Genomic DNA, 21,958 nt, shown 5'->3' with positions numbered 1-21,958 from the left:
TTCCGCCCGAACTCATTATTTCTTCATTTTGGCGTAGGACTCTTCATATTCTTTAATCATTTGATCCCCGCCGGCTTTGCGCCATTTCGATACGGCTTCTTCCCAGCCCGCGTCATCGATTTTGCCCATAATATATTTCGTCTGGGCATCATTAATCATTTGCTCCAGCCCTTTGCCGCGCTCAGAGAAGGTCGCGGAGGTAAGCGTAAGCACCGGATTTGCAATGGCATATTTCACGTTCTCACGGGCCAGACGCGTTCCCTTTTCGCCAAGCGGCGTATCCTTCAGAAGCGGCACGTTGTAGCCTTCAATGTTAAGCAGATTGTCACGGTATGGCTTCACTTCACGCTGGAAGGCGGCGAAGTCCTTGAACTCCGTTCTGCCGTCCGGCAGCTTCACATAATGCGTCCCTTCAATACCGCGCATTTGCAGCGTGGACATCGGCTCATCCATCAGCTTATCCATGAAGGTCAGCACCTGCTTCAGCTCAGCCTCGGTTTTGACTGCGGATTTCGGAACCGCCAGGAAGCCGTTATGTCCCGGTTCTGCGGCCAGACGGATGCCCTGCGGCCCTTCAAACGGCGCGTTATCGACTACCGCTGACGGAACGGCCTGCGAAGTGCGGTCGTGCTGGCTTTTGGCTGCGCCCGCTACGGAATTGCCGATACCGATACGGCCGGAATCGAACATTTTACCGGTTTCCGTTCCGTCTACAGCCGGGAAATCCTGATTAATCAATTTCTCGGCGAACATTTTGCGGAACAGCTTCATGACGTCCATGTATTCCTTGGTCATAAACTCCGGAGTCATTTTGCCGTCAATCACGCCCCAGCGGTTTACGCCCCCGATGCTCACCGCCAAACGGGTCATCAGCGCCGAAGCGCCGTCCAGATAGCTTTTATTCAAGACCATACCGTAAGTGTCGTTTTTCCCGTTTTTGTCCGGGTCCTTCGTCGTAAGCGCTACCTGAATGTTGTACCAGTCATCCAGGCTCTTCGGAAGCTGCAGACCCATGCTGTCGAACCAGTCCTTGCGGTAGTTGTAGGTGGCACGGCCGATATCCCGGAAGAGCGGCACGCCGTACAGCTTGCCGTCCACGCTGATGTTGTCGTAATGCTGCTGGTTTTGGGAGGATAAATTTTTGTAATCCTTCAAGTAAGGCCCGATTTCCCAAAACAGATCGGACTGAATGGAAGACACGACGGTCGGGACATAGTTGAGCTTAATAATTTTTGGAAGCTCGCCCGACGTAATCATTACATTCACCTTCTCGTCATACGCCGAGTTCGGTATCCACTGAATGTCCAGCTTTGTATTGGTATAGCTTTCGATAGCTTGTTCCACTGCATTGCCCTTAGCCGGAATATCCCCGACCTGCGGCATCGCAATCGAAATGGCTACTGGAGAATTGTCCTTTGCGCCCTCGGCTGCTCCGGGAGCTTCGCCCGAATTGCCTGAGGAGCATGCGGCCAAGCTGCCTGTAAGCAGCACCGCTGCGCTAACTGATGCCGTCCATGTTTTCACTTTCATTTTGTAACAGCCCCTTTTGTCTTTTTCGCGTTGTGTTTTCTAGAAATCGCTTACAAAAAGCAGTGTTTACTAGGGTCCCATCCGGCGCCATACGCCCGGCATCCGCCTTGCCTGTTCAGCATTGCGGATGCCATCGGGACAGCCTTCGGGCCTGCCCTCAACAAACGGATGCGGACTCTATTCCCAGCCCGGGAGATAACGCTTCGTTGCCTCGAACATCCGGTTAAACATTTCTGTCGCCTGATCCGGAGGAATGGAGGAAGCTAACGGATCGTTTAGCATTGCGGCCAGCGCCAAAGCTTTATTTTTCGTCAAAGCCGCCTCTAGAATCGTCTCCTGATTCAGCACATGCCGGTTGACAAGAGCGTTGACTGCCGCAGGCAGCGTACCCGCCATGACCGGGCGAAGAGAAGCCTCGCTGAACAGAGCGTTGGTCTCTACAACGGCGCCAAGCGGCACACCGCCAAGCTGGCCTTGGTTCGGAAGGTTCACATTGGTAGCCAATTCACCCAGGCCGAGCAGGGCTTTGATCATCTTCACGCCTTCTTCGCCGGTTTCTTTCAGCTCGAACTCCTGCTCGCCCCTGACGAGACGGCCCGCTTTTTCCAGCAGCTGGACCTTGTTCTTCACCCGCCAGTCGACGGTCGTCAGACCGAACTTCCAGCTTTTGACCGTTTCGGGGTCCTTCAAGTACCAGTTCAGCGGCATAAACTCCGCCAAATGCCTGTCTCCTGCGGCTGCAATCAACCCGTATTTGTTAAACAGGTCGAAATGAATGCGGTTGGCCGAAGAGAACGTGCTGTTCATCCAGTGCCCCTTATCTCTCAGCTCGAAGCCTTCCTCCGCATACTGGATGGACAAATCGCGATACAGCGGGAACAAGTCCCGGCCTTGATAGGTCGCACTGTCCAGCCATGTAAAATGGTTAATCCCAAGCACATTGACCTTGATGTCTTCCCGTTTGACATCCTGCTCCCCGTGGAGCTCGGTCAGCATTTTGGCCATCAGCTTCTGGGTGCCGAACACCTCATGACAGCAGCCGAACGCTTTGATGCCCGGGAACGCCGCATATAGTGTCCGCACGCACAGTGTCATCGGGTTGGTGTAGTTAATGACCCATGCCTCCGGCGCATACCGCTCAATGTGCTTGGCGATATCGGTATAAATCGGGATTGTGCGCAGCGCCCGCATCAGTCCGCCCGGACCTACGGTGTCGCCGACGGATTGATAAATGCCGTATTCCTCCGGCAGATGCACATCCGTCCTCATCTCTTCCAGCGAGCCCGGCACAATGGAAATAATGACGAAATCGGTTCCCTCCAGCGCTTCGGACAAGCTGAGAACAGCCTCATATGTCCAGTTTCCCACAACATCCGGACGCTGGGATAACCGGTTTCCGATAATGGCATTATTTTGAGCGGATTCCGCATCAATATCGTATAATCGGACCGTTCCGGCCAGCTCGGGCTCTACGGCCAAATCACTCATCAGCCCCCATGCCCAGCCTTTGGAACCGCCTCCAATATAGGTGATGGTTAAGTTTTTGCTTTTCGGGTTTTGGTTTGCCATTGGTATTCCCTCCCGCCGGTTTCTCTGCTGCACCAGGGTGCAAAACAATCATGCTAAGGTGTAATAATTTCATTGTAGAGGCTGACATCAGGAAAGTAACGGGCGATTCATGCCATTTAGATAGGCGAAATCGGACAAAAAAGAAAGCGCTAACAATTAACGGACGCTGCTTCCCCTTCTGCCGTCAGAGCGCCTGCCCAAAGACGGGTGCTCATCACCGCTTGCCGGGCTGCCTCGGCCTGTCCCCAGGCGATGGTTCTTTCCGGCTTCTTTAAGCAAAAAGCCTATAACTCCCCCGCGGTACCGCCCGCCGCCTCCCGGCTGATGCCCCGCCGGTACTCGGAAGGTGTGCAGCCGTATTGGGAACGGAATACCTTAATGAAATAGCTGAAGTTATCGAAGCCGACCTCCAGCGCCACATCGGACACCTTCCAATCGTTCTGCCGCAGGAGCAGCGCCGCCTGATTTACCCGGTAGGCATTCATGTACTCCACAGGCGTTTTACGGGTCATCGATTTGAAAAAGCGGCAAAACTGCCCCTCGCTCATATGGGCCGCGTCCGCCAAATCGCGGGTGCGGATACGCCCGCGGTAGTCTGTCTGCACCCGGGTCAGCACGGCCTTCAGGCGCTCTACCTTCGCCGCATCCTGCGGGCTGACCGGACGGCGCGCGCTCCATTTCTCTGCAGCCGCGACCTCGTGCAGAATAAGCAGCAGCTGTGCTTTGACAAGCAGCTCGAAGCCTTCGCGCCGACCTTGAAAAGCCCCGACGATTTGATGCAGGCAGTCCAGCACAGCTCTTTCCCAGTCCCCTTCGCCTTTCCAATGCCGGGGAAGGGTGAGCCGATGCTCGGCCAGCGGGGCGATGAATCTCCGCTGCACCGCATCCAGCATTCCGCCGCCAATCAAATTCCAATCGAACACGATCGCCCAGAAATCGCAGCCCTCCGTGCCCAGCGCATGGCCAGCATGAACCTCCCCGCCGTGAACAAACACGGCTTCGCCAGCCGTAACTTCCACATACGAGGTATCTATTTGAAACAGCGCACCGCCCCGTGTCACGATTAGAAACTCCGCCTCCTCATGCCAGTGACAGTCAACCACCGTCTCCCCGGGAGCCTGCTCCATGCGGTACACGTGCAGCGGAAACATGGCGTCCCCGTGCCGCCGCTGCTCGCGAAGCCGCTGCCGCTCGAATTGATCCACGGCCCTTCCCCTCCCCTCTGCCAACAAGAATTATCAAAATTGTGTTACAAACGGTCATGATTTTGCAAGAATTAGGCCAAATTATATCAGTATAATGGCATTAATAACAAGTATTTTCGTTTCTATTCCTACTTCAGAAAGGTATGATCGCCATGAAAATTAGCGACGGCAACTGGCTTATCCGCCAAGGCCTGCAGGTGCTCGCGCCTGTTCAAGCACATGATTTTGAAATGGATAGCCGCTCTGTGACAGTATACGCTTCCCCACGGCCAATTGCAGACCGCTCCGGCATGCTGGATACGATGCTGCTCACCGTCAGATTCTCCTCCCCGATGCCGGATGTTATCCGGGTGCAGCTGTTCCACCATCAAGGTGTGGAAGACCATGGCCCGGCATTCGAGCTGGAAGAGTCTCAAGCGCATCCGGTGCAGATCAGCGAAGCGGAAGAGAGCGTAGCGCTTGCAAGCGGCGGGCTGACGGTCCGTATTCGCAAGGGAAGCCCTTGGGCTGTAGATTTCCTTCGCGACGGCCGGCGCATTACGGGCAGCGGCTTCAAAGGCATGGGCTACGTAAAGTCGGATACGGGAACCGCCTATATGCGCGAAGAGCTGGATCTGGGCGTCGGCGAGTATGTGTATGGCCTCGGCGAACGGTTCACCCCGTTTGTAAAAAACGGCCAGGTCGTGGATACCTGGAATAAAGACGGCGGCACAAGCACCGAGCAGGCCTACAAGAACATTCCGTTCTATGTAACGAACAAAGGCTACGGTGTCTTCGTGAATCATCCCGAGCAGGTTTCCTTCGAAGTGGCATCGGAGAAGGTTTCCAAGACACAGTTCAGCGTGGAAGGGGAATCGCTGGACTATTACATCCTGAACGGACCGACAATGAAAGAGGTATTAAACAAGTATACGGCCCTGACCGGCAAGCCTGCCCTGCCGCCCGCCTGGACCTTCGGCCTGTGGCTGACGACCTCCTTCACGACCAATTATGACGAGACGACTGTAAACAGCTTCATCGACGGCATGGCTGAGCGCGATTTACCGCTGCATGTGTTTCACTTCGACTGCTTCTGGATGCGCGAGTTCCATTGGTGCGACTTCGAATGGGATAAGCGCGTGTTCCCCGATCCTGCAGGAATGCTTCAGCGGTTGAAGGACAAGGGGCTTAAGATCTGCGTCTGGATTAATCCCTACATCGCTCAGCGCTCCCACATGTTCACGGAAGGCAAGAAGCTCGGCTACCTGATCAAAAAACCGAACGGCGATGTATGGCAGTGGGATTTGTGGCAGCCGGGCATGGGGGTTATCGATTTCACCAACCCTGCGGCTGTACAATGGTTTCAGGATAAGCTGCGCGGCTTGGTGGATATGGGAGTGGACAGCTTCAAGACCGACTTCGGCGAGCGCATCCCGACCGATGTCGTGTATTATGACGGCTCCGATCCGTTCAAAATGCACAACTATTACACCTTCTTATATAACAAAGCGGTGTTTGAAGTGCTGGAAGAAAAGCTCGGCAAAAACGAAGCGGCCGTATTCGCCCGCTCCGCTACGGTAGGCGGCCAGCAGTTTCCGGTCCACTGGGGCGGCGATTGCTACGCCACCTATGAATCCATGGCCGAAAGCCTGCGCGGCGGGCTGTCCTTGGGCTTATCCGGCTTCGGCTTCTGGAGCCATGACATCGGCGGCTTCGAGAACACCGCTACCGCCGATGTGTACAAACGCTGGCTGGCATTCGGTCTCTTATCCAGCCACAGCCGCCTGCACGGCAGCAAATCGTATCGGGTGCCGTGGGTATATGATGAAGAAGCCGTCGATGTCACCCGCTTCTTCACCAAGTTGAAATGCAGCCTGATGCCGTATTTGTTCGACGCGGCTGTCCAGGCCACCGAGCAGGGAATTCCCGCCATGCGGGCGATGGTGCTGGAGTTCGGAGACGATCCGAACTGCGATTACTTGGATCGACAATATATGCTTGGCGGAGATCTTCTTGTCGCGCCGGTGTTCAATGAAGAAGGCATCGGCACGTATTACCTGCCCCGGGGCACCTGGACGCATTTCCTCACCGGCCAGACTCGCGAAGGCGGTACTTGGGTGAAAGAGCAGGTCGACTACATGAGCATCCCGCTGTATGTCCGCCCGAACTCCCTTATCGCAGTAGGAGCGGACAACCGGCGTCCGGATTATGATTTCGCGGAAGGCGTGGAGCTGCAGCTCTTCGCTCTTGAGGACGGACAATCCGCCACTGCCACAGTGCGTTCCATGCAAGGAACGCCGGAGCTGCAAGTAACAGCCGCCCGCAACGGCCGCAAGCTGACGATTTCCGCTGAGGGCGCAGGCAAACGCTGGAGCGTGCTGCTGCGCGGCGTGAGCTCCCCTGTCTCTGCGGTGAAGGGCGGTTCGGCATCAGCCGAGCAGGCCGGTACACGGCTGACGCCCGACAGTCTGGCTGCGGCTCATATAGAGCTGGAGCTGTAACTATACGCCCTGCTGAAGCTCCCGCTGCCGCCGCGTTCGCCTACTGCCGCCATGAAACACATCCCGCGGGGTTGATCGCCTGCTCGCGGGTGCAGCGCTGCGCCAGGTGTACGGCGGGAAGCGGCAGGCAGCCTTCGTCCCGTATGATCCGCCCTATGATTTGGCAAGCAGCTTCCCGGCAAGTCCCCACGATGGGCAACCATCCTGGGGACTGCTTGTGCTTAACCGCCGTTCTTGCTTATAGTTGTAATCATCTCAGAAGGATGGGGTGTGAAATAAACCATGTGGATTATGCAAGCCCTTCGCCGGGTCAAGCTGCGGATTACAAGCCGGCTGCGCAACCAGCTTATTTTTGTGTTCGCGTGGGTCGTGCTGTTTATCGTCCTGATTCCGGCCTTCGTATTCTATAAACAGACGACCGAGACCATTGAACACAACTTCATTACCGGGCATGAAGAAATATTGAAGCTCGTTAATCAGAATCTGGACAATTATTTAAGCCAGTTAGACGATTTCTCCTTGTCCCCGCGCAAGGACGAGCAATTTATGAATGCCCTGTACTCCGGCGATTATTTGAGTCAATTTTACATTCAAAACCAGCTGCGCAACCTGTTCTACTCCCGTGACGATGTGGAAGAGCTGTCCCTCTACACCCCCGCAAGCGGACAGGTCTTCACCATCTCCCGCTCTCTGATTAATTTACGTCAGGAATCGGGGCAGCACATACCGGCCCAGTCCTGGTATCAGGAGGCGCTGGGCAACAAGCAGTTCCGCAGCATCCGCTCCGGCCTCGCCGCCGATCCGCCCTCCTCGGGCACAAACGGGCGCAATTTTTTGACCTACCACCGCATTCTGATTAACATCTCGGACAAAAGACCTCTTGCCGCTATCTCCATCACACTGAATACGAATGAGCTGCAGCGGATTATCGGCGATTTATCGGGCCGGCAGGGCGGGTATACCGGCTTCTTCGACGAAGGCGGCGTGCCGTACTATTTATCCGGACCTTGGAACGGCCTATCTGTTCCGAATCTGCTGGCCGGGCTATCGCCCTTGCCGGGAAGCTCCGCCCATTTGGCTTGGCGTCAGGGAAGAACCGATCTAATGGCCATTGGCAATACATCCCTGCACAGCCGGTGGCGACTCGTTACGCTCACGCCGACCAGTGTGCTCAACGAGGACGCGGCCAGAGCCCGCCGCTTTAATTTGCTGCTCGGCGGCGGTCTGTTTGTGCTGTTTATCGTGATTGTCATTCTCGTCTCGGGGGTCATTACCCGGCGGTTAAAACGGTTCTCTCAAGGAATTTATCAGCTCGGAGACGGCAATTTCAATGTGATTACGGAAATCGACGGCACCGATGAGATTGCCAATCTGTCCCGCAAATTCAATCAAATGATGCTGCGCATCAACGAGCTTATCAAAGAGCGGTACGAAATTGAGCTGAACGAGAAAAACGCGCGCCTCGAGGCGCTGGAAGCGCAGATTAATCCTCATTTTCTGTACAATGCCCTGCAGGCGTTATCCACCAAGGCCATTCAGCATGGCTTGTATGACATGTACGATATGGTGGAAGCGCTGGCTTCCACGTTACGCTACTGCATAAAGGAGGGCGATCAGGTGAAAATAAACGATGAGGTTGCCCATGTAACCAATTATTTCATGCTGCAAAAGGCCCGCTTCGGCGCCCGTCTGCACGTCGAATATGATCTGGCCCCCGACATCATGACCGCCCCTGTGCCCAAAATGCTGCTTCAGGTGCTCGCGGAAAACGCCATTAAACACGGCCTGGAGCAAATGTCGCAGCCGATTCGCATTCATATCGAAGGCTGGCGGCAGGAGGAGCTGATCGTGCTGCGCGTCCGCGACAATGGTCCCGGCATGAGTCCCGAGCGCCTTGCATGGATGACGGACGTGCTGGAACGAGCAGACCTCCCGCAGCGGGAAAACATCGGGCTTACCAATGTAAGCGCCCGCTTGAAGCTGATGTACGGCAGCCATGCCCGGCTCCGTATGTCCAGCACCCCGGGACAAGGCACGGAGGTTCAGGTCAAGCTTCCCTTCGACCGGAGATTGGGGGGGCCTAATGTTTAGCGCATTAATTATTGATGATGAAGAGCCTGCGCGCCAGGCCATTCGGGCGCTCGCTCTCTGGGATCAGCTTGAAGTCCGCAGCATTCATGAGGCTGCGGACGGCAGGGCCGGTCTCGAACAGCTTCAGGCGCTGAAGCCGGATATCGTCTTTGTGGACATGAAGATGCCCTACTTAAGCGGCGGCGAGTTTCTTGAGCAGGCGCGGCAGGTACTGCCCGAAGCCAAGTACATCGTCGTCAGCGGCTTTGATGAATTCGAGTATGCCAAGCATGCCTTACGTTACGGCGCACTGGATTATTTGCTCAAGCCGATTAAACGAACGGAGCTGAATCAAGCCTTGGGGGAAGCCGTGCGCCAGCTTCAGGAGGAAGCCGCACGGCGGGAGGAGCAAATCAACAGCAGCATTCTCCACAACATTTCCGCGCCGCTAATCAAGGAAAAGGTGTTCTCGTCGCTGATTCACAGCTCGGGGCGCTTCCACCAAATCAGCGAGCTGGACAAGCTGTATGCAATCGGCTCCGGACAAGGCCAGCTCCGCGCGGCCATCATTGAGGTGCTGAACTTCGATGACGTCTGCGGCATCCGGTTCGCGGGAGACGCTCATGCCCTTTATTTCGCTCTGACCAATGCGCTCAACGAGCTGTGCCGTACAAAAAACAGCCAGGTATTCAGCTTCCGCAGCGAGAAGAACGGACAGGAGCTGATTGCTGTCATGACACTGGCGGAGGACTGGGAGCGGACGGGTCCTTCCCTGTATGCCTTGGCTGACCGGCTGGAGACCGCGCTGCACAAGCTGTCGCTTACCTTCGGCACCGACGCCGTCGCAGCGTTGACCGTGTCCGCCTACCCGCTGGAACGGCTGAACGAAGCGTATCATGCCGCACTGCACACCCTGCTTCATCAAAATATACTTCCCTCCGCCCGCAGCCGCAGCGTCTATATCGGTCCGGAAACGGTGCAGGCCAAGCCCGCCCGCGGCGCGATTCTGGAGAAGAAGGAGCTGATTGCCCGCACAGCGGAAACGGGCGGAGCCCCTACCGCGGCGGGGCTGATCGCGGCGTATTTCGACGAGCTGGAGCGCAGCGGTTACTTTAGTCTCGCACAGCTGACGGCTACCACTAGCGAGCTGCGGCTGCTGCTGGAGCATCTGCTGCGGCATTTTCACATCAACGAGACGGAGCAGAATTCGTTTCTGGAGCAGTACGACCAGCTGATGCACGGGCGGTATATGCCATTCGCCGCTTACCGGCGCAAAGCGGTTCATTGCTTTGAGACCTTCCTGCCGCGAATGCTGGACGCCTACAAGCCTACGGAGCGCATTCAGCCCGAGGCCATCAAGCAGTACATTGATCTGCATTATTACGAGGATATTTCTCTGGCGCTGTTTACGGAGAAATATTTCGTCAGCCGGGAGCACCTGCTGCGGTTGTTTAAACAAAAATTCGGCTATGGCATTTATGAATATACGCTGAAGGTGCGCATGGATAAAGCGAAGGATCTGCTTCTCGATCCGGTCCTGAGCATTCAGGCTGTCGGTGAAAGCGTAGGCTACCCGGACAGCGGCTACTTCCGCAAAGCCTTCAAGAAGCACGTCGGCCTTTCTCCGGTCGAATACCGGCAAATGCGCCTGAGAGAAGGACGGCCGTAACCCGCGGCTTGTGGCCGATATCACTTTTTGACCTGTAAACGGACACTTATTGACGTAGAGCAGCCGTGCGAATACTGGTTTAATAAGGACAGAACACGCGATAGAAAGCGTATCCGAATCTATAGGGAGGTCAACTCATGAAAACACGTGTGTGGAGTTCCGCGGTAGCCTTGTGCTTATCGGCCAGTCTGGTGCTCGCGGGCTGCAGCAGCTCGGGAACCAATAATGCGGGGAACGGCACTGCCGAAGGGCAGCCGGTAACACTGGAAATTTTGCAATACTCCCCGGAAATGTCGGAAGCTATGCATAATTTGGCCGAGGAATACCATAAACAAAATCCGAACGTCACCGTAAACGTGACGATTCACCAGGACGACTATTTTACCCTGCTGAAGACAAAAATCAATGCCGGCGACACCCCGGACATCTTCATGACGGGCGCTTACAACGATAACGTCACGTACCAGGATTACGCGTACGATTTGACCCATGAGGATTTCATGAGCCAAATCGTAGATTCGGCCAAAACCGGGGTAACCCTGAACGGCAAAGTCATCGGCTACCCGCTCATCCTGCAGGCCCACTCCTTCATTTATAACAAAAAGCTGTTTGCGGACGCCGGAATTACCGAGCTGCCCAAAACGTTCACCCAGCTGGAGGATGCAGCCAAGAAGCTTCAAGCCAAAGGGGTTACGCCGTTTGCCAACGGCTATAAGGAATGGTGGGTGCTGGAGCAAACCTTTACCCAAGAGATGGCTGCCGTCGGCGGCGACTATCCGAAGCTGTTCGGCGAGCTGAATAGCGGAACGAAAAAGGTTAGCGATATTAAAGAAGCGATGAACGTGTTCCCGCTGATTGACCTGACGCTGAAATACGGCAATGCCAAGCCGCTGGAGACGGACGCCAACTCCCAAATCGCTTTGTTTGCACAAGGCAAAGCCGCGATGATGCATCAAGGCACCTGGGCGGAGGAGTCCATCCGCAAAATCGATCCGAATCTGGAAATCGGCTTCCTGCCGGGTCCGGTTGGCGAGGATGCTTCCAAAGCCGGCTTAATGGTGGATTCCAACATCACCTACCGGATTAACAAGGATTCCAAGAATCTGCAGGAAGTACTGAAGTTCTTCCGCTGGCTGACTACCTCCGATTACGGCAAAAACTTCATTCCCTCCCAGGTGAAGCAAATCTCCACGATTAAAGGAGCGCCGTTCCCGGATGCACAGCTTGCCAAAGAAACGTCCGCCTTCCTGGAAAAAGGCGTTACCTATCCGTGGGTGAAGGGCTACTGGCCTGACGGCTATGAGCAGCAATCCGGCCAAATTTTGCAGAAATACATCGGCGGTGCCTCTACGAAGGAGCAGACGGCGAGCGAATTGGATACAACCTGGAAAAAGCTCGTCGAGGCTAAAAAATAAGTCCGCCTGCCCTGAACGACATTCACTATTGCAGCAGTTCTCAGCCAGATGCGCCCTGTGCGGTCTGGCTGAATTTTAACCTCATGAATCATGTATCCCGCGAAGAAAGGAGCTGGACCAAAGCACATGATGAAAACCCGCGCATTTAAGAACAAGCTGGAGATGCTCGTCTTTGTTGGCCCTGCGCTTGTGCTGATTCTGCTGATGGCCGAAATCCCCTTTGTAATGAGCTTGTACTACTCGCTGACCAAATGGAACGGGATTGGCAAAACCATCGAGTTCATCGGCTTGAAAAACTTCACCGAGCTGTTTACGGCCGACGCAGCCTTTTGGAAAACGATGCTGTTCACGCTCCAATATACGGTATTCAACGTTATCTTAACGAACGTGGCGGCGATTGTGCTCGCTGTTGTCCTAACGAAGGCGCTTAAAAGCGCAAATATTTTACGGGCGGCTTTTTTTGTGCCCTACATTGTCAGTCTCGTCATTATCGGCTTCATCTGGAAGTTCATTTTCACCAAAGGCTTTGAGGCGCTGTTTACTCTAACCGGCTGGGGCTTCTTCGAATGGAGCTGGCTGGGGGATGTGAAGCTGGCCTTCACCTCCGTGCTCTTCGTCAGCGTATGGCAGGCCGTAGGCTTCTATATGATGATTTATATTACCGGACTGCAGTCCGTACCGGGAGATGTGCTGGAGGCTGCGGAAATTGACGGCGCGACCGGGCTTACCCGCTTCTTCAAAATCACGCTGCCGCTGCTTATGCCCTCGTTCACCATTGCGGTATTTTTGTCGCTGGCGAATTCGCTCAAAATATTCGATATTATTTACACCCTCACCTTCGGCGGACCGGGCAATGCCACGCGCAGTGTAACCCTGGACATTTATACCGAGGCGTTCGTCAATAACCGGTTCGGCTACGCGACGGCCAAGTCGCTGATGTTTGTCGTGCTAATTCTCATTATTACCCTGGTCCAAGTCAACTTCTTTAAAAGTAAGGAAGTGGAAGCATGAGTACCTTGCGGGCACGAAAAATACGGCTGCGCGTGCTGGAGATTGTGATCATTCTTGTCGCGCTGGCGTTCCTATATCCGTTCTTTCTCGTCGTCATCAACACCTTCAAGCCGTATAAGGAAGTCATCACCAATGTCGTGGCCATGCCCAAGGAGTGGATGTTCGGCAACTATGGCGACGTCTGGCGGATGATGAACTATCCGAAGCTGTTCCTGAACACGCTGTTCATTACCGCACTGAGCGTGGCGGGCATTGTGCTGTTCGGTGCAATGGCGGGATGGAAGCTGTCCCGGGACAAAAGCCGGCTGAGCGCCGCGCTGTTTCTCCTGTGCATCACACCCATGATGCTGCCGTTCCAGTCGTTTATGATTACCCTGACGAAGCTGGCCCGCGATTTGCATCTGCTGAACACCTTGACCGGCCTGTCGGTCATTTATTGGGGCCTGGGGGTGCCGATGGCGATTTTCCTGTTCCACGGCTTCGTGAAGTCGATTCCGCTGGAGCTGGAGGAATGCGCCTATATCGATGGCTGCTCCACCTACCGGATGTTTTTCCGCATCATTCTGCCGGTCATGCTGCCGGTCGTCAGCACTGTCATTATTCTGAACGTCATGTGGATTTGGAATGACTTCCTGCTCCCGCTCATTACGCTGAACGGGAAGGAAGCGACCCTGCAGCTTGCTTCTTACAAGTTTTTCGGCCAGTACAAGAGTGAATGGCAATACGCCCTGACCGCCGTCGTGCTGAGCACACTGCCGCCGGTGCTGTTCTTCCTGTTCATGCAGAAATATATCATCAAAGGCATGGTAGCAGGGGCAGTGAAAGGGTAAACCTTCTTTTAGCCTAAAGCTTGGCCCAACACAAAGCCTCACGGCCCCCGGATGCTGTATCACCGCGGAGCGTGAGGCTTTGTGTTGCCGTTTTTTGTACCGCAGATAAGTCAGGCAACACCGCTCCTCTCCCGGTAACAAAAATAAACCAGCCGGCCCCGCAAAATTCAGGAACCGGCTATAAGGTGGAGCCGGGTCTAACCCTCCGCGAGCATGAAGCTTGGAGCCGCAGCCTTATCCGGCCTTATCCTTATCCGGCCTTATCCGGCCCTTTCCGGCCCCTTCCCGCTGCTCCGCAGCGGCTTCAGCCAGACGGCAATCCGGCGCAGCAGCATCGCCGCCGCTACAGATAACGCCGCACAGATGGCGAACGCCAGCACCGTGCGGAGCGTGGCATTGCCGAAGGGCAGCAGGCCGTCCGCCAGGCGTGTGGCGTAGGTCAGCATCAAGGCATGTGCCAGGTAAGCCGTATAGGAATAAGAGCCGATTCGCGTCATGAGCCGCTGCCAGAACGGCGAGGCCTTTTGGCCGAACCGGATGGCAATAACGTACATCGCCAGAACGGAGCTGATGAGGACAACCGCCATGGCAGGCCTTATCAGCAGCGTATCATTATAATGAATTACCAGCTCCGGCGTGACAGTAAAATGCGCCACAATCCGGTACAGCATCCAGGCCGACAGCACGCCGAAGCAGACCAGAACCGTGCACTGCCAGCGCAGCAGAGCCGCCCTGAACCGCTCGACATGCAGCCCGGCGGCGGCCCCCAGCACAAAATAAAAGAAGAAATACAGTGCATTGCGGTCACTGTATTCACCGAAGTACCCTGTCAGCACCGGGATCGATAGCTCTGCAAACCAACTGCTCACCGTCCCCATCTGTCCCGTCCAAAGAACATACAGGATGCCGATCGCTGCGAGCCCAGCCGCCAATCTCCGTCCGGAGCCTCCCAGCTTCCCGTCCAGCCACAGCATCGCGGGCCGGATCAGCGGAAATACCAGATAAAATTGAAAAATCATAATAATGTACCACAGATGGTAGCTCGCGGTACCGGTCGCCAGATGAAGTCCAAACTGCGTCCAATCCTGCCAAGGCGAGGCCTGAATGCAGGCATAAAGCACGGCCCAAGGCAAATACGGCAGCAGAATGTCCTTGAACCGTTTCCGGATGAACGGCGCAAAACGCACCCCGTCCCGGTAATTGTAGAACAGCACCATGCCCGTGATAAAAATAAACATCGGCACCGCAAATTTCGCCAGCAGCAGCAGGCTGCCCAGCAGCACACCGTCCTCAAGCCGGGCGCCATAATACGCATAATGGCCTATCGCATGCTGGAGCACGACCGCCAAAAAAGCAAAGGCGCGCAGGTAGTCCAGCTCCGTAATTTTCGTTTTCTTCCCCATATGCCCTCTCTATCACGCGTCAGCAAAGAATGTAAACCATTCCCATTATATTCGTTTTCGAGCAGGAAAGCGACAAACCGGAATTCTTGTACCGCTATCATCGCAGGCAATTCCGATTTCATCTATAGACGTTCGGTTTCTTCGGGTCCGCATGACCCGCAGCGCTTTAACCGGCGTCTCCTGCAGCCGTCAGCCGTCCTTCCTGATGCCTCGATGATTAGGAAGACGTGCCGGCGGCCAGCACCCCGGATTTCTGCGGCTTACCCGCCCCGGCTGGGCTGCCAAGCTGCTTGATGAACCGCTCCATCCGTTCCAGCGCCTCATTCAGCCTGCTTACCGATGCCGCGTACGAGCAGCGGATAAATCCTTCCCCGCCTGCTCCGAACACGTGGCCAGGGACAATCGCAACCTTGGCCTCCTCCAGCAGCCGCTGGGCGAATTGATCCGAGCTCAGCCCGGTCCCCGCGATGCAGGGGAACGCGTAGAAGGCACCCTGCGGCTCATGGCAGCCCAGGCCAATCTCCCGCAGGCCCTGCACGAACATACGCCGCCGCTGATTGAACGACTCCGTCATGTACGCCATCTCCTCCAGCCCGCTCCGCAGCGCTTCAAGCGCAGCGATTTGGCCCATAATTGGCGCGCACAGCACGGTATACTGGTGAATTTTGAGCATCGCCGCAATGAGATCCGGATGCCCGCAAGTATAGCCAACCCGCCAGCCCGTCATGGCGAACGCTTTGGAGAAGCCGCTGATTACCAGCGTCCGCTCCTTCATGCCGGGAAGCGAGGCAAAGCTCACATGCTTGCCCCCATAGGTCAGCTCCCCATAGATTTCATCCACAATCACGATCAAATCGTGCTGCTCTGCCAGCTTGGCAAGCGGAAGCCAGTCCTCGTAGCCCATAATAGCGCCTGTCGGATTACTCGGATAATTCAGGATCAGCACCTTGGATCGTGGAGTGATGCTGCCCGCCAGCGCTTCCGCCGTCAGCTTGAACTGGTCCTCCGCCTTCATCTCCACTTCCACAACACGGCCGCCATACAGCTGGGCCAAAGGCGCGTAAGCGATATAGCTTGGAACCGGAAGAATCACCTCGTCCCCTGGTGTTATTAGCGCACGCAGCGCCAAATCAATCGCCTCGCTTGCCCCGATCGTGACCATAATCTCGCTGGAAGGCTCATAGCCGACCTGGAACCGGGTGTGCATATACTCGGCAATGGCCTCCCGCAGCTCCAGCAGCCCCGCATTTGGCGTATACGAGGTTCTCCCCTTCTCCAAGGCGCGCGCCGCCGCTTCACGAATCACCTCCGGCGTCACAAAATCCGGCTCCCCGACACCGAGGGAAATGACATCCTTATTGCCTTCCGCCAGGTTGAAATACTTCCTAATCCCGGACGGCGGAATCCCTTGCACCACCGGAGATATTTTTTCGCTCATCGATAATTTGCCCATGCTCGCTCCTCCTTTTTTTCCGCTGAATAACCGGCCCTGCCCTTCCCGCTTAAAACTAAAATCGCGCGCCATGCCCGTCTGCAGCGGGTTCCAAACCATGCCGCATGACACGGCAAAAAGGGATGATCCAAACAAAAAAACCCGTCCCCAAAAAAGGGACGAGTTGTATACCCGTGTTACCACCCTAGTTTCACTTTGTACAAGTGACACTCTGCTCACGTATCCATCAATACGCGTTCCCGTTAACGCTGGAATTGCGGCAGCGCCTACTGTAGTTCAGCCTGCTTCTCCGAGACGGCTTTCTGCTATAACCCGAACGTTGGTTTTCAGCTTCCCCAACTCTCTGTCCGATCAGGCGGATAACATACTGGTTCTCATCATTGAATTTCAAGTTTCAATATCAAGTTGAAGGTAATTATAACAGAGAACGGTGCAATTACAAGAGTCACATGGCAATTTTTTTGAATAACCACGAATTTAAATACAAAAAAAGACTGCACCTGTTCGCAGATTCAGTCCGCTTACATGGCAGCCTTGGTTGTCAGAATGCTACCGCCGGGCAGTCTCAAGCCTGAAGCACCTTGTCTACAGCGTCCAGCACCCGCATCGCTTGGACCGGCTTCACGACAAAATCCTTGGCGCCCGCTTCCATGGCGTCTATGATCAGCTTTTTTTGCCCCATGGCAGAGCACATAATAATTTTGGCACGGGCGTCGATTTTGATAATTTCCCGGACTGCATCCACACCCTCCATCTCTGGCATCGTCATGTCCATCAGTACCAAATCGGGGCGGCAGGCGGAATATTGCTCCACGGCCTCCAAACCATTGACCGCCTCGCCGACCACAATGTGCCGCGCCTCCTCCAGCATTCCACGCAGCAGCATCCGCATAAACGCTGCATCGTCAACAATCATGACCTTAGCCATTTCTTACTCACCTACTGTCGGAAATTTAATCCGCATATGCTCGAATTCCGTGTTGTTTTTTCCCTAGTAAAGCACATGATGCTGAACATATTCTGAACAAGCGGACATAAGCCTGACGCGAGACGGAAGATATAGGTAAGATCCGGCTTGAAGCTTCACTGCATCAAGATACGCCACCTACATTGTGCAGGAGACTTCAGTAAGACAGACGACCATTAGCCGCCTTCCCATTCATAGCTGATAAACAGCACCATCGCAACGATAATACCGGCTAACCCCTGAACAAGCTCCAGATAGGCCCGGCCAGGAGCGGAACACCGAGCAAAGCCGCTGCCAGCAGCACATACAGGATGATTCAAAAAAGCTTGCCAAATGAATGCCCCCTCTTGTATTGGATTTCACCGGCCTAAGCTTCCCGCTTCTTCCAGGATACACTGAAAAACAAGCTGCCTGCGGCGGGGACCGGAGTCCTGTTCGCTGTTCTCATTTCACTTTAACTAACTCAGGGCCTTGAACATTTTCAGAAAAACATTCGGCAGGGCGTACGACTCCAGCTCATCCGGGCGAACCCAGCGGTAGGTCTCCGGCACATTCAGCATGCCGGCCGGGCCGGAAGCCATGACACAGCGGTACACCTGCATGTTCCAGATTAAATGGCTGAACACATGCTCGACTTCCATGACACGTTCCAGCGGAAGCACAGTCATTCCGGCTTCCTCGGCCAGCCCCCGGGTGAGCGCGTCCATCCACGGGTCGGCGAACACTCCGGCTGAAGCTGGCCCTATATCCGCGGGGACTTCAGCCCCGGGAACAGGTACGGTCAGCTGCAGGCTGGGCTGGCCTGCGTCACGGGCTGGCCCGCCTGGGGCGGAGCCCGCCGCAAGCACCGCGGCCCCCGCCGAACGGTCCGCTGCTGCCTCCGCGCCGTCCGGCTGAGCCTTGCGCCCGCGTCTGCGCTTGCCGGCGCCCTCTCCGCTGCCTGCGGGAAGCAGCACATGCGGCAGCTCCCACATGCGGGCCAGCAGCCCTTCAGCCGGACGCTGGCGAATCAGCACCATCCCCGCCTGCGCACCGTCTCCTTCAATCCAGGCCACGGCGCGCGGCTCCGGACGCGGCGGCTTCGCCTTTGTCTTCACCGGCAGCTTGTCCTGCATGCCCTCCGTTCTGGCCCGGCAGTGCAGCATCACCGGACAGGTCAGACAGTACGGCGACTTCGGCGTACAGACCATGGCGCCAAGCTCCATCAGCGCCTGATTGAAGTCTGAAGCCGAGGCTTCAGGAATAAGCGCCTGGGCCAGCTTTTCAAAACGGACACGGGTGGTTGCTTTGACAATATCGTCTTCAATCAGGAAATATCTCGACAAAACCCGCATCACGTTGCCGTCTACAGCCGGCTCCGGCTTGTTGTAGGCAATGCTCAGAACCGCTCCGGCGGTATATGGACCGACCCCCTTCAAGCCGGAAATCTCCTCTTTGGTGCTCGGCACCTTCCCGCCGTACTGCTCCTTCACTTCACGAACGGCGGCCTGGAGGTTCCGAGCCCGCGAGTAATAGCCGAGGCCCTCCCACGCCTTCAGCACCTCTTCCTCCGGCGCGTCCGCCAGCGCCTCTACAGTCGGGAACTTCGTCACGAACCGGTGGAAATACGGGATTACCGTCTCCACGCGGGTTTGCTGCAGCATAACCTCCGAAATCCAGATATGATACGGATTGCGGCTGCGCCGCCAAGGCAAGTCCCTCTTATGAACCTGATACCATTTCAACAGCTCTACTGAAAAATACGTCATCTGCTCCGTGCTCTGCATAGCTTCTCCTTCCCCGTCCTCCGGCTTTTCCATCCTGTGGATTAGGGCTATAATATAATGTACTGAAACATAGGGAGGCACGCCATTTGCTCACCGTCGGCCAAATTGCGGAACAACTGAACAAATTTGTATATTCTATCCTCATTATCGGCCATCAGCGCCGGAGACCGGAATATCGTTCTCCCTTGGGCGAAGTGCGCCACAATTCATTGTGGCTTATCATTAAGGGCAAAGGCACCTTTACGATCAACGGCACCCATTATCCCGCCGAGCCGGGACGGCTGTTTTTTTTCAACCCCGGCATGCTGGTGGAACGGACCACCGATCCCGATGATCCGATCGAATATTATTTCATCCGTTATCATTATACGGAAACCTATGAGGAGAAGGAACAGTGGATCTCACGCAGCAGCGCGGAATGCCCCTTTCCACTTGCTGGAATGTACTCTGTCAGCAATACGCCGCAGCTCATTTATTTGGCCGAGCAGCTTGAATCCCTATGGAAGCGGCGCGGTCATATGACTGCGATGCGGCGCAAAATTTTGCTCATGGAATTTTTCCTGAGCGTGCTGGGAGATCTGCGGGCTCAGCAGCGCCAGGGCGACACAACCGCCTCCATCGACCGGACCCAGGATTACATGGTCCAGCATTATCAGGAGCCGCTCACGCTGGAGGGCCTGGCTCAAATGGCCGGCCTCAGCGTCAGCCACTACTCCCGCCTGTTCAAAAAATATAGCGGCTACAGCCCGATCGACTACTTAACCCACCTGCGGATGGACCGCGCCAAGGAGCTGCTGGCCCTCTCCGACTACAAGCTGAAATTCATAGCGCACAGCGTCGGATATGGGGACGAGCTGTATTTTAGCCGCATGTTCAAAAAAGTGGTCGGCGTGTCCCCTCGTGATTACGCCAAGAAGCACCGGATTCTGCCCGCGCAGCAGCCGCCCGTCGAGTAAAAAGAAACCGGACAGCCGCGGGCTTCGTAAAAGGGGGGAGCAGTCGTTCGGCGGATGGACCGGATGAACGGAATCGGGAGCCGGTGCTGCGAACAGCTTCTTGTGGTCGACCGACTGCCGTCATGCAGTGAAGCGCCGCGCACTGGAAGCTGCACGCGGTGCGGACCGAAGTTAAAGCACCCGGTGAAGGAACCGGCAAGCGATAGGGAGCAGCTTCACAGGAAGGGCCTAATTCCAATGGCAAATCTGTGCGTCACTCATCCTGAAATCACAGCGGAGGGCTGGCAATCAGGGGCAATGGCAGCGACCTCTTTTTTTACGCCCGGAGAACACCGATTTCGACCAAGCGTTTAATGGCAAGTAAGGAGTGATTCACATGGCATCAACCGAATCAAAAGGCATGACGCCTCATGAAGCGCAGCGCCGGGAATATATGCTTCAGCTGACCCCGTTCAGGCCCTTCCTCTGGCTTTGGGGTACGGTATGGATGGTGGAAGCTGTGCTCGAATACAAGCTTTACATCCATATGCTGGGATGGGTCCAGCCGGTTCTGTACGTAGTAACGGCCCTTCTGATGATCGTGCTGGCGTCTGTGCAGCGGGGTGAAAAAAAGAACGGCGCAGCCGGCTCAGGCGGCTTGCAGCTCCCAGGCGCAGCCCGGATTAGGCCCTGGCTCACAGCAGCCGTTCCGGTCATCCCGGTCATCGTGCTGCTGATCCTGCTGTATCGCTTCGGGGCAACGGAGGGACATTTTCTCCTATTCGCCCAGGCTGCCGTCATCAGCGCGTTTCTGCTGATTGCCGGCTTATTGGCGGCGCGCGAGCTGCTGCTCCCCGGCGTGCTGTTATTCGCGATTACCCTGCTGATGGGGATTCAATATCTGGGCTACTCCCCGATTGTGCTGACCTGGTTTAAGGGACTGAGTCTGATAACGGCAGCCTTTGTGCTGGGACGGCGGCAGGCGTTTGCCGCCAAGGAGGAGGAAGGCAATCCGCTGTAACTCAGATCCGGCTGAAATCGTCACAACATTGTGCTCAAAGTGTAACAACTCCGCCGGTCACAGCGATAGTCAGGCTGGAAAAGATCGGGTATGATCAGCAGGAGAACAACTCTGGAGAGGAGTGCTGCATTATGAAGAACGCATGGAGCGCCTGGACAGGCCCTTTGGCCGCAACCGTGCTGGCGCTCGCCCTATCGGCCTGTGGTTCGAGCGGCGGTGGCGGTGCCGCAGGTGAAACCACGGATGCCAAATCGCCGGAGGCGCTGGTCAAAGCCAACTGCATTTCATGCCATGGCAACCAGCTGGAAGGACGCGGACGGGAGAAGCTGAATCTTCTGAAAGTGGGCGCACGGATGAGCAAGGAAGAAATCGCGGACAAAATCACGAACGGCGGCGGCGGAATGGTGGCGTTCAAGGGCCGGCTGACCGAGGAAGAAATCAGTTCGATCGCTGATTTTTTGGCGGAGAAGAAATAATCGCTTCCCTTCCGGGAACGAGCTTATCGTTGCGTACAAAGGAACAACCCGGCACGAATCAAAATGACGCACAAGCGAGAACCGCTTGAAGCGTCATTTTTGTTTAGAGCGCAGCGGTACACGACCCCGCGTATGAATGGCTGACGCGCATCGTGCCG

The 21,958-nt window shown here is 55.7% G+C and carries 16 protein-coding genes and 1 other annotated feature; of the genes, 9 read left to right on the top strand and 7 right to left on the bottom strand.

Annotated elements, in window-relative coordinates; all coding sequences use genetic code 11:
* Window positions 1-15: 15 nt before the first annotated feature.
* The 3 genes from WBG83_RS09085 to WBG83_RS09075 form a co-directional block, all read right to left on the bottom strand.
* Entirely contained in the window at window positions 16-1,530 is a 1,515-nt protein-coding gene (locus WBG83_RS09085) for an extracellular solute-binding protein (RefSeq protein WP_336744641.1), read from the bottom strand.
* Window positions 1,531-1,707: 177 nt separating this feature from the next.
* A complete protein-coding gene (locus tag WBG83_RS09080; RefSeq protein WP_336744639.1) occupies window positions 1,708-3,099 on the bottom strand; it encodes a family 4 glycosyl hydrolase in 1,392 nt (463 codons plus the stop codon).
* 284 nt (window positions 3,100-3,383) lie between these two features.
* Window positions 3,384-4,304: a helix-turn-helix transcriptional regulator gene (locus WBG83_RS09075; protein ID WP_336744637.1), complete on the bottom strand. Its 921-nt coding sequence runs from the start codon at window positions 4,302-4,304 to the stop codon at window positions 3,384-3,386.
* A 152-nt stretch (window positions 4,305-4,456) separates the two neighbouring features.
* Here WBG83_RS09075 and yicI point away from each other — a divergent pair, with 152 nt between their 5' ends.
* The 6 genes from yicI to WBG83_RS09045 all read left to right on the top strand — a co-directional run bounded on the left by yicI (window position 4,457) and on the right by WBG83_RS09045 (window position 13,779).
* Window positions 4,457-6,784, top strand: coding sequence for an alpha-xylosidase (gene yicI, locus WBG83_RS09070; RefSeq protein ID WP_336744636.1), 2,328 nt, complete (start codon window positions 4,457-4,459; stop codon window positions 6,782-6,784).
* A 282-nt stretch (window positions 6,785-7,066) separates the two neighbouring features.
* Window positions 7,067-8,875, top strand: a complete 1,809-nt coding sequence (locus WBG83_RS09065; RefSeq protein WP_336744634.1) for a cache domain-containing sensor histidine kinase — start codon at window positions 7,067-7,069, stop codon at window positions 8,873-8,875.
* Complete coding sequence (locus WBG83_RS09060; protein WP_336744632.1) at window positions 8,868-10,523, top strand: response regulator transcription factor; 1,656 nt, start codon at window positions 8,868-8,870, stop codon at window positions 10,521-10,523. Before WBG83_RS09065 ends, WBG83_RS09060 begins: the two co-directional genes overlap by 8 nt.
* A gap of 137 nt (window positions 10,524-10,660) precedes the next feature.
* Window positions 10,661-11,938: an ABC transporter substrate-binding protein gene (locus WBG83_RS09055; RefSeq protein WP_336744631.1), complete on the top strand. Its 1,278-nt coding sequence runs from the start codon at window positions 10,661-10,663 to the stop codon at window positions 11,936-11,938.
* Window positions 11,939-12,064: 126 nt separating this feature from the next.
* A complete protein-coding gene (locus tag WBG83_RS09050; RefSeq protein ID WP_336744629.1) occupies window positions 12,065-12,949 on the top strand; it encodes a carbohydrate ABC transporter permease in 885 nt (294 codons plus the stop codon).
* A gap of 5 nt (window positions 12,950-12,954) precedes the next feature.
* Complete coding sequence (locus tag WBG83_RS09045; RefSeq protein WP_336744734.1) at window positions 12,955-13,779, top strand: carbohydrate ABC transporter permease; 825 nt, start codon at window positions 12,955-12,957, stop codon at window positions 13,777-13,779.
* A 260-nt stretch (window positions 13,780-14,039) separates the two neighbouring features.
* Here the strand turns inward: WBG83_RS09045 and WBG83_RS09040 are convergent, their stop codons facing one another.
* From WBG83_RS09040 to mutY, 4 genes are all read right to left on the bottom strand, one after another.
* Window positions 14,040-15,182, bottom strand: coding sequence for an acyltransferase (locus WBG83_RS09040; RefSeq protein WP_336744627.1), 1,143 nt, complete (start codon window positions 15,180-15,182; stop codon window positions 14,040-14,042).
* A gap of 217 nt (window positions 15,183-15,399) precedes the next feature.
* Window positions 15,400-16,635, bottom strand: a complete 1,236-nt coding sequence (locus WBG83_RS09035; RefSeq protein WP_336744625.1) for an aminotransferase class I/II-fold pyridoxal phosphate-dependent enzyme — start codon at window positions 16,633-16,635, stop codon at window positions 15,400-15,402.
* Window positions 16,636-16,786: 151 nt separating this feature from the next.
* Window positions 16,787-17,025 (bottom strand) — a binding site (T-box leader).
* Window positions 17,026-17,200: 175 nt separating this feature from the next.
* Window positions 17,201-17,563, bottom strand: a complete 363-nt coding sequence (locus WBG83_RS09030) for a response regulator (RefSeq protein ID WP_336744623.1) — start codon at window positions 17,561-17,563, stop codon at window positions 17,201-17,203.
* 497 nt (window positions 17,564-18,060) lie between these two features.
* Complete coding sequence (mutY, locus tag WBG83_RS09025) at window positions 18,061-19,368, bottom strand: A/G-specific adenine glycosylase (RefSeq protein WP_336744621.1); 1,308 nt, start codon at window positions 19,366-19,368, stop codon at window positions 18,061-18,063.
* An 86-nt stretch (window positions 19,369-19,454) separates the two neighbouring features.
* Between mutY and WBG83_RS09020 the strand changes: the two genes are divergently transcribed.
* The 3 genes from WBG83_RS09020 (at window position 19,455) to WBG83_RS09010 (ending at window position 21,800) form a co-directional block, all read left to right on the top strand.
* Window positions 19,455-20,324, top strand: coding sequence for an AraC family transcriptional regulator (locus tag WBG83_RS09020; protein WP_336744619.1), 870 nt, complete (start codon window positions 19,455-19,457; stop codon window positions 20,322-20,324).
* 376 nt (window positions 20,325-20,700) lie between these two features.
* The gene (locus WBG83_RS09015; RefSeq protein ID WP_336744617.1) at window positions 20,701-21,324 is read left to right on the top strand and encodes a hypothetical protein; all 624 of its coding nucleotides are present in this window, start codon (window positions 20,701-20,703) and stop codon (window positions 21,322-21,324) included.
* A 131-nt stretch (window positions 21,325-21,455) separates the two neighbouring features.
* Window positions 21,456-21,800, top strand: a complete 345-nt coding sequence (locus WBG83_RS09010) for a c-type cytochrome (RefSeq protein WP_336744615.1) — start codon at window positions 21,456-21,458, stop codon at window positions 21,798-21,800.
* Window positions 21,801-21,958: the final 158 nt, after the last annotated feature.

This window comes from Paenibacillus sp. y28, assembly GCF_037137075.1.
GTDB lineage: Bacteria > Bacillota > Bacilli > Paenibacillales > NBRC-103111 > JBBBNV01.
This window is presented reverse-complemented; position numbering and strand designations above follow the sequence as displayed.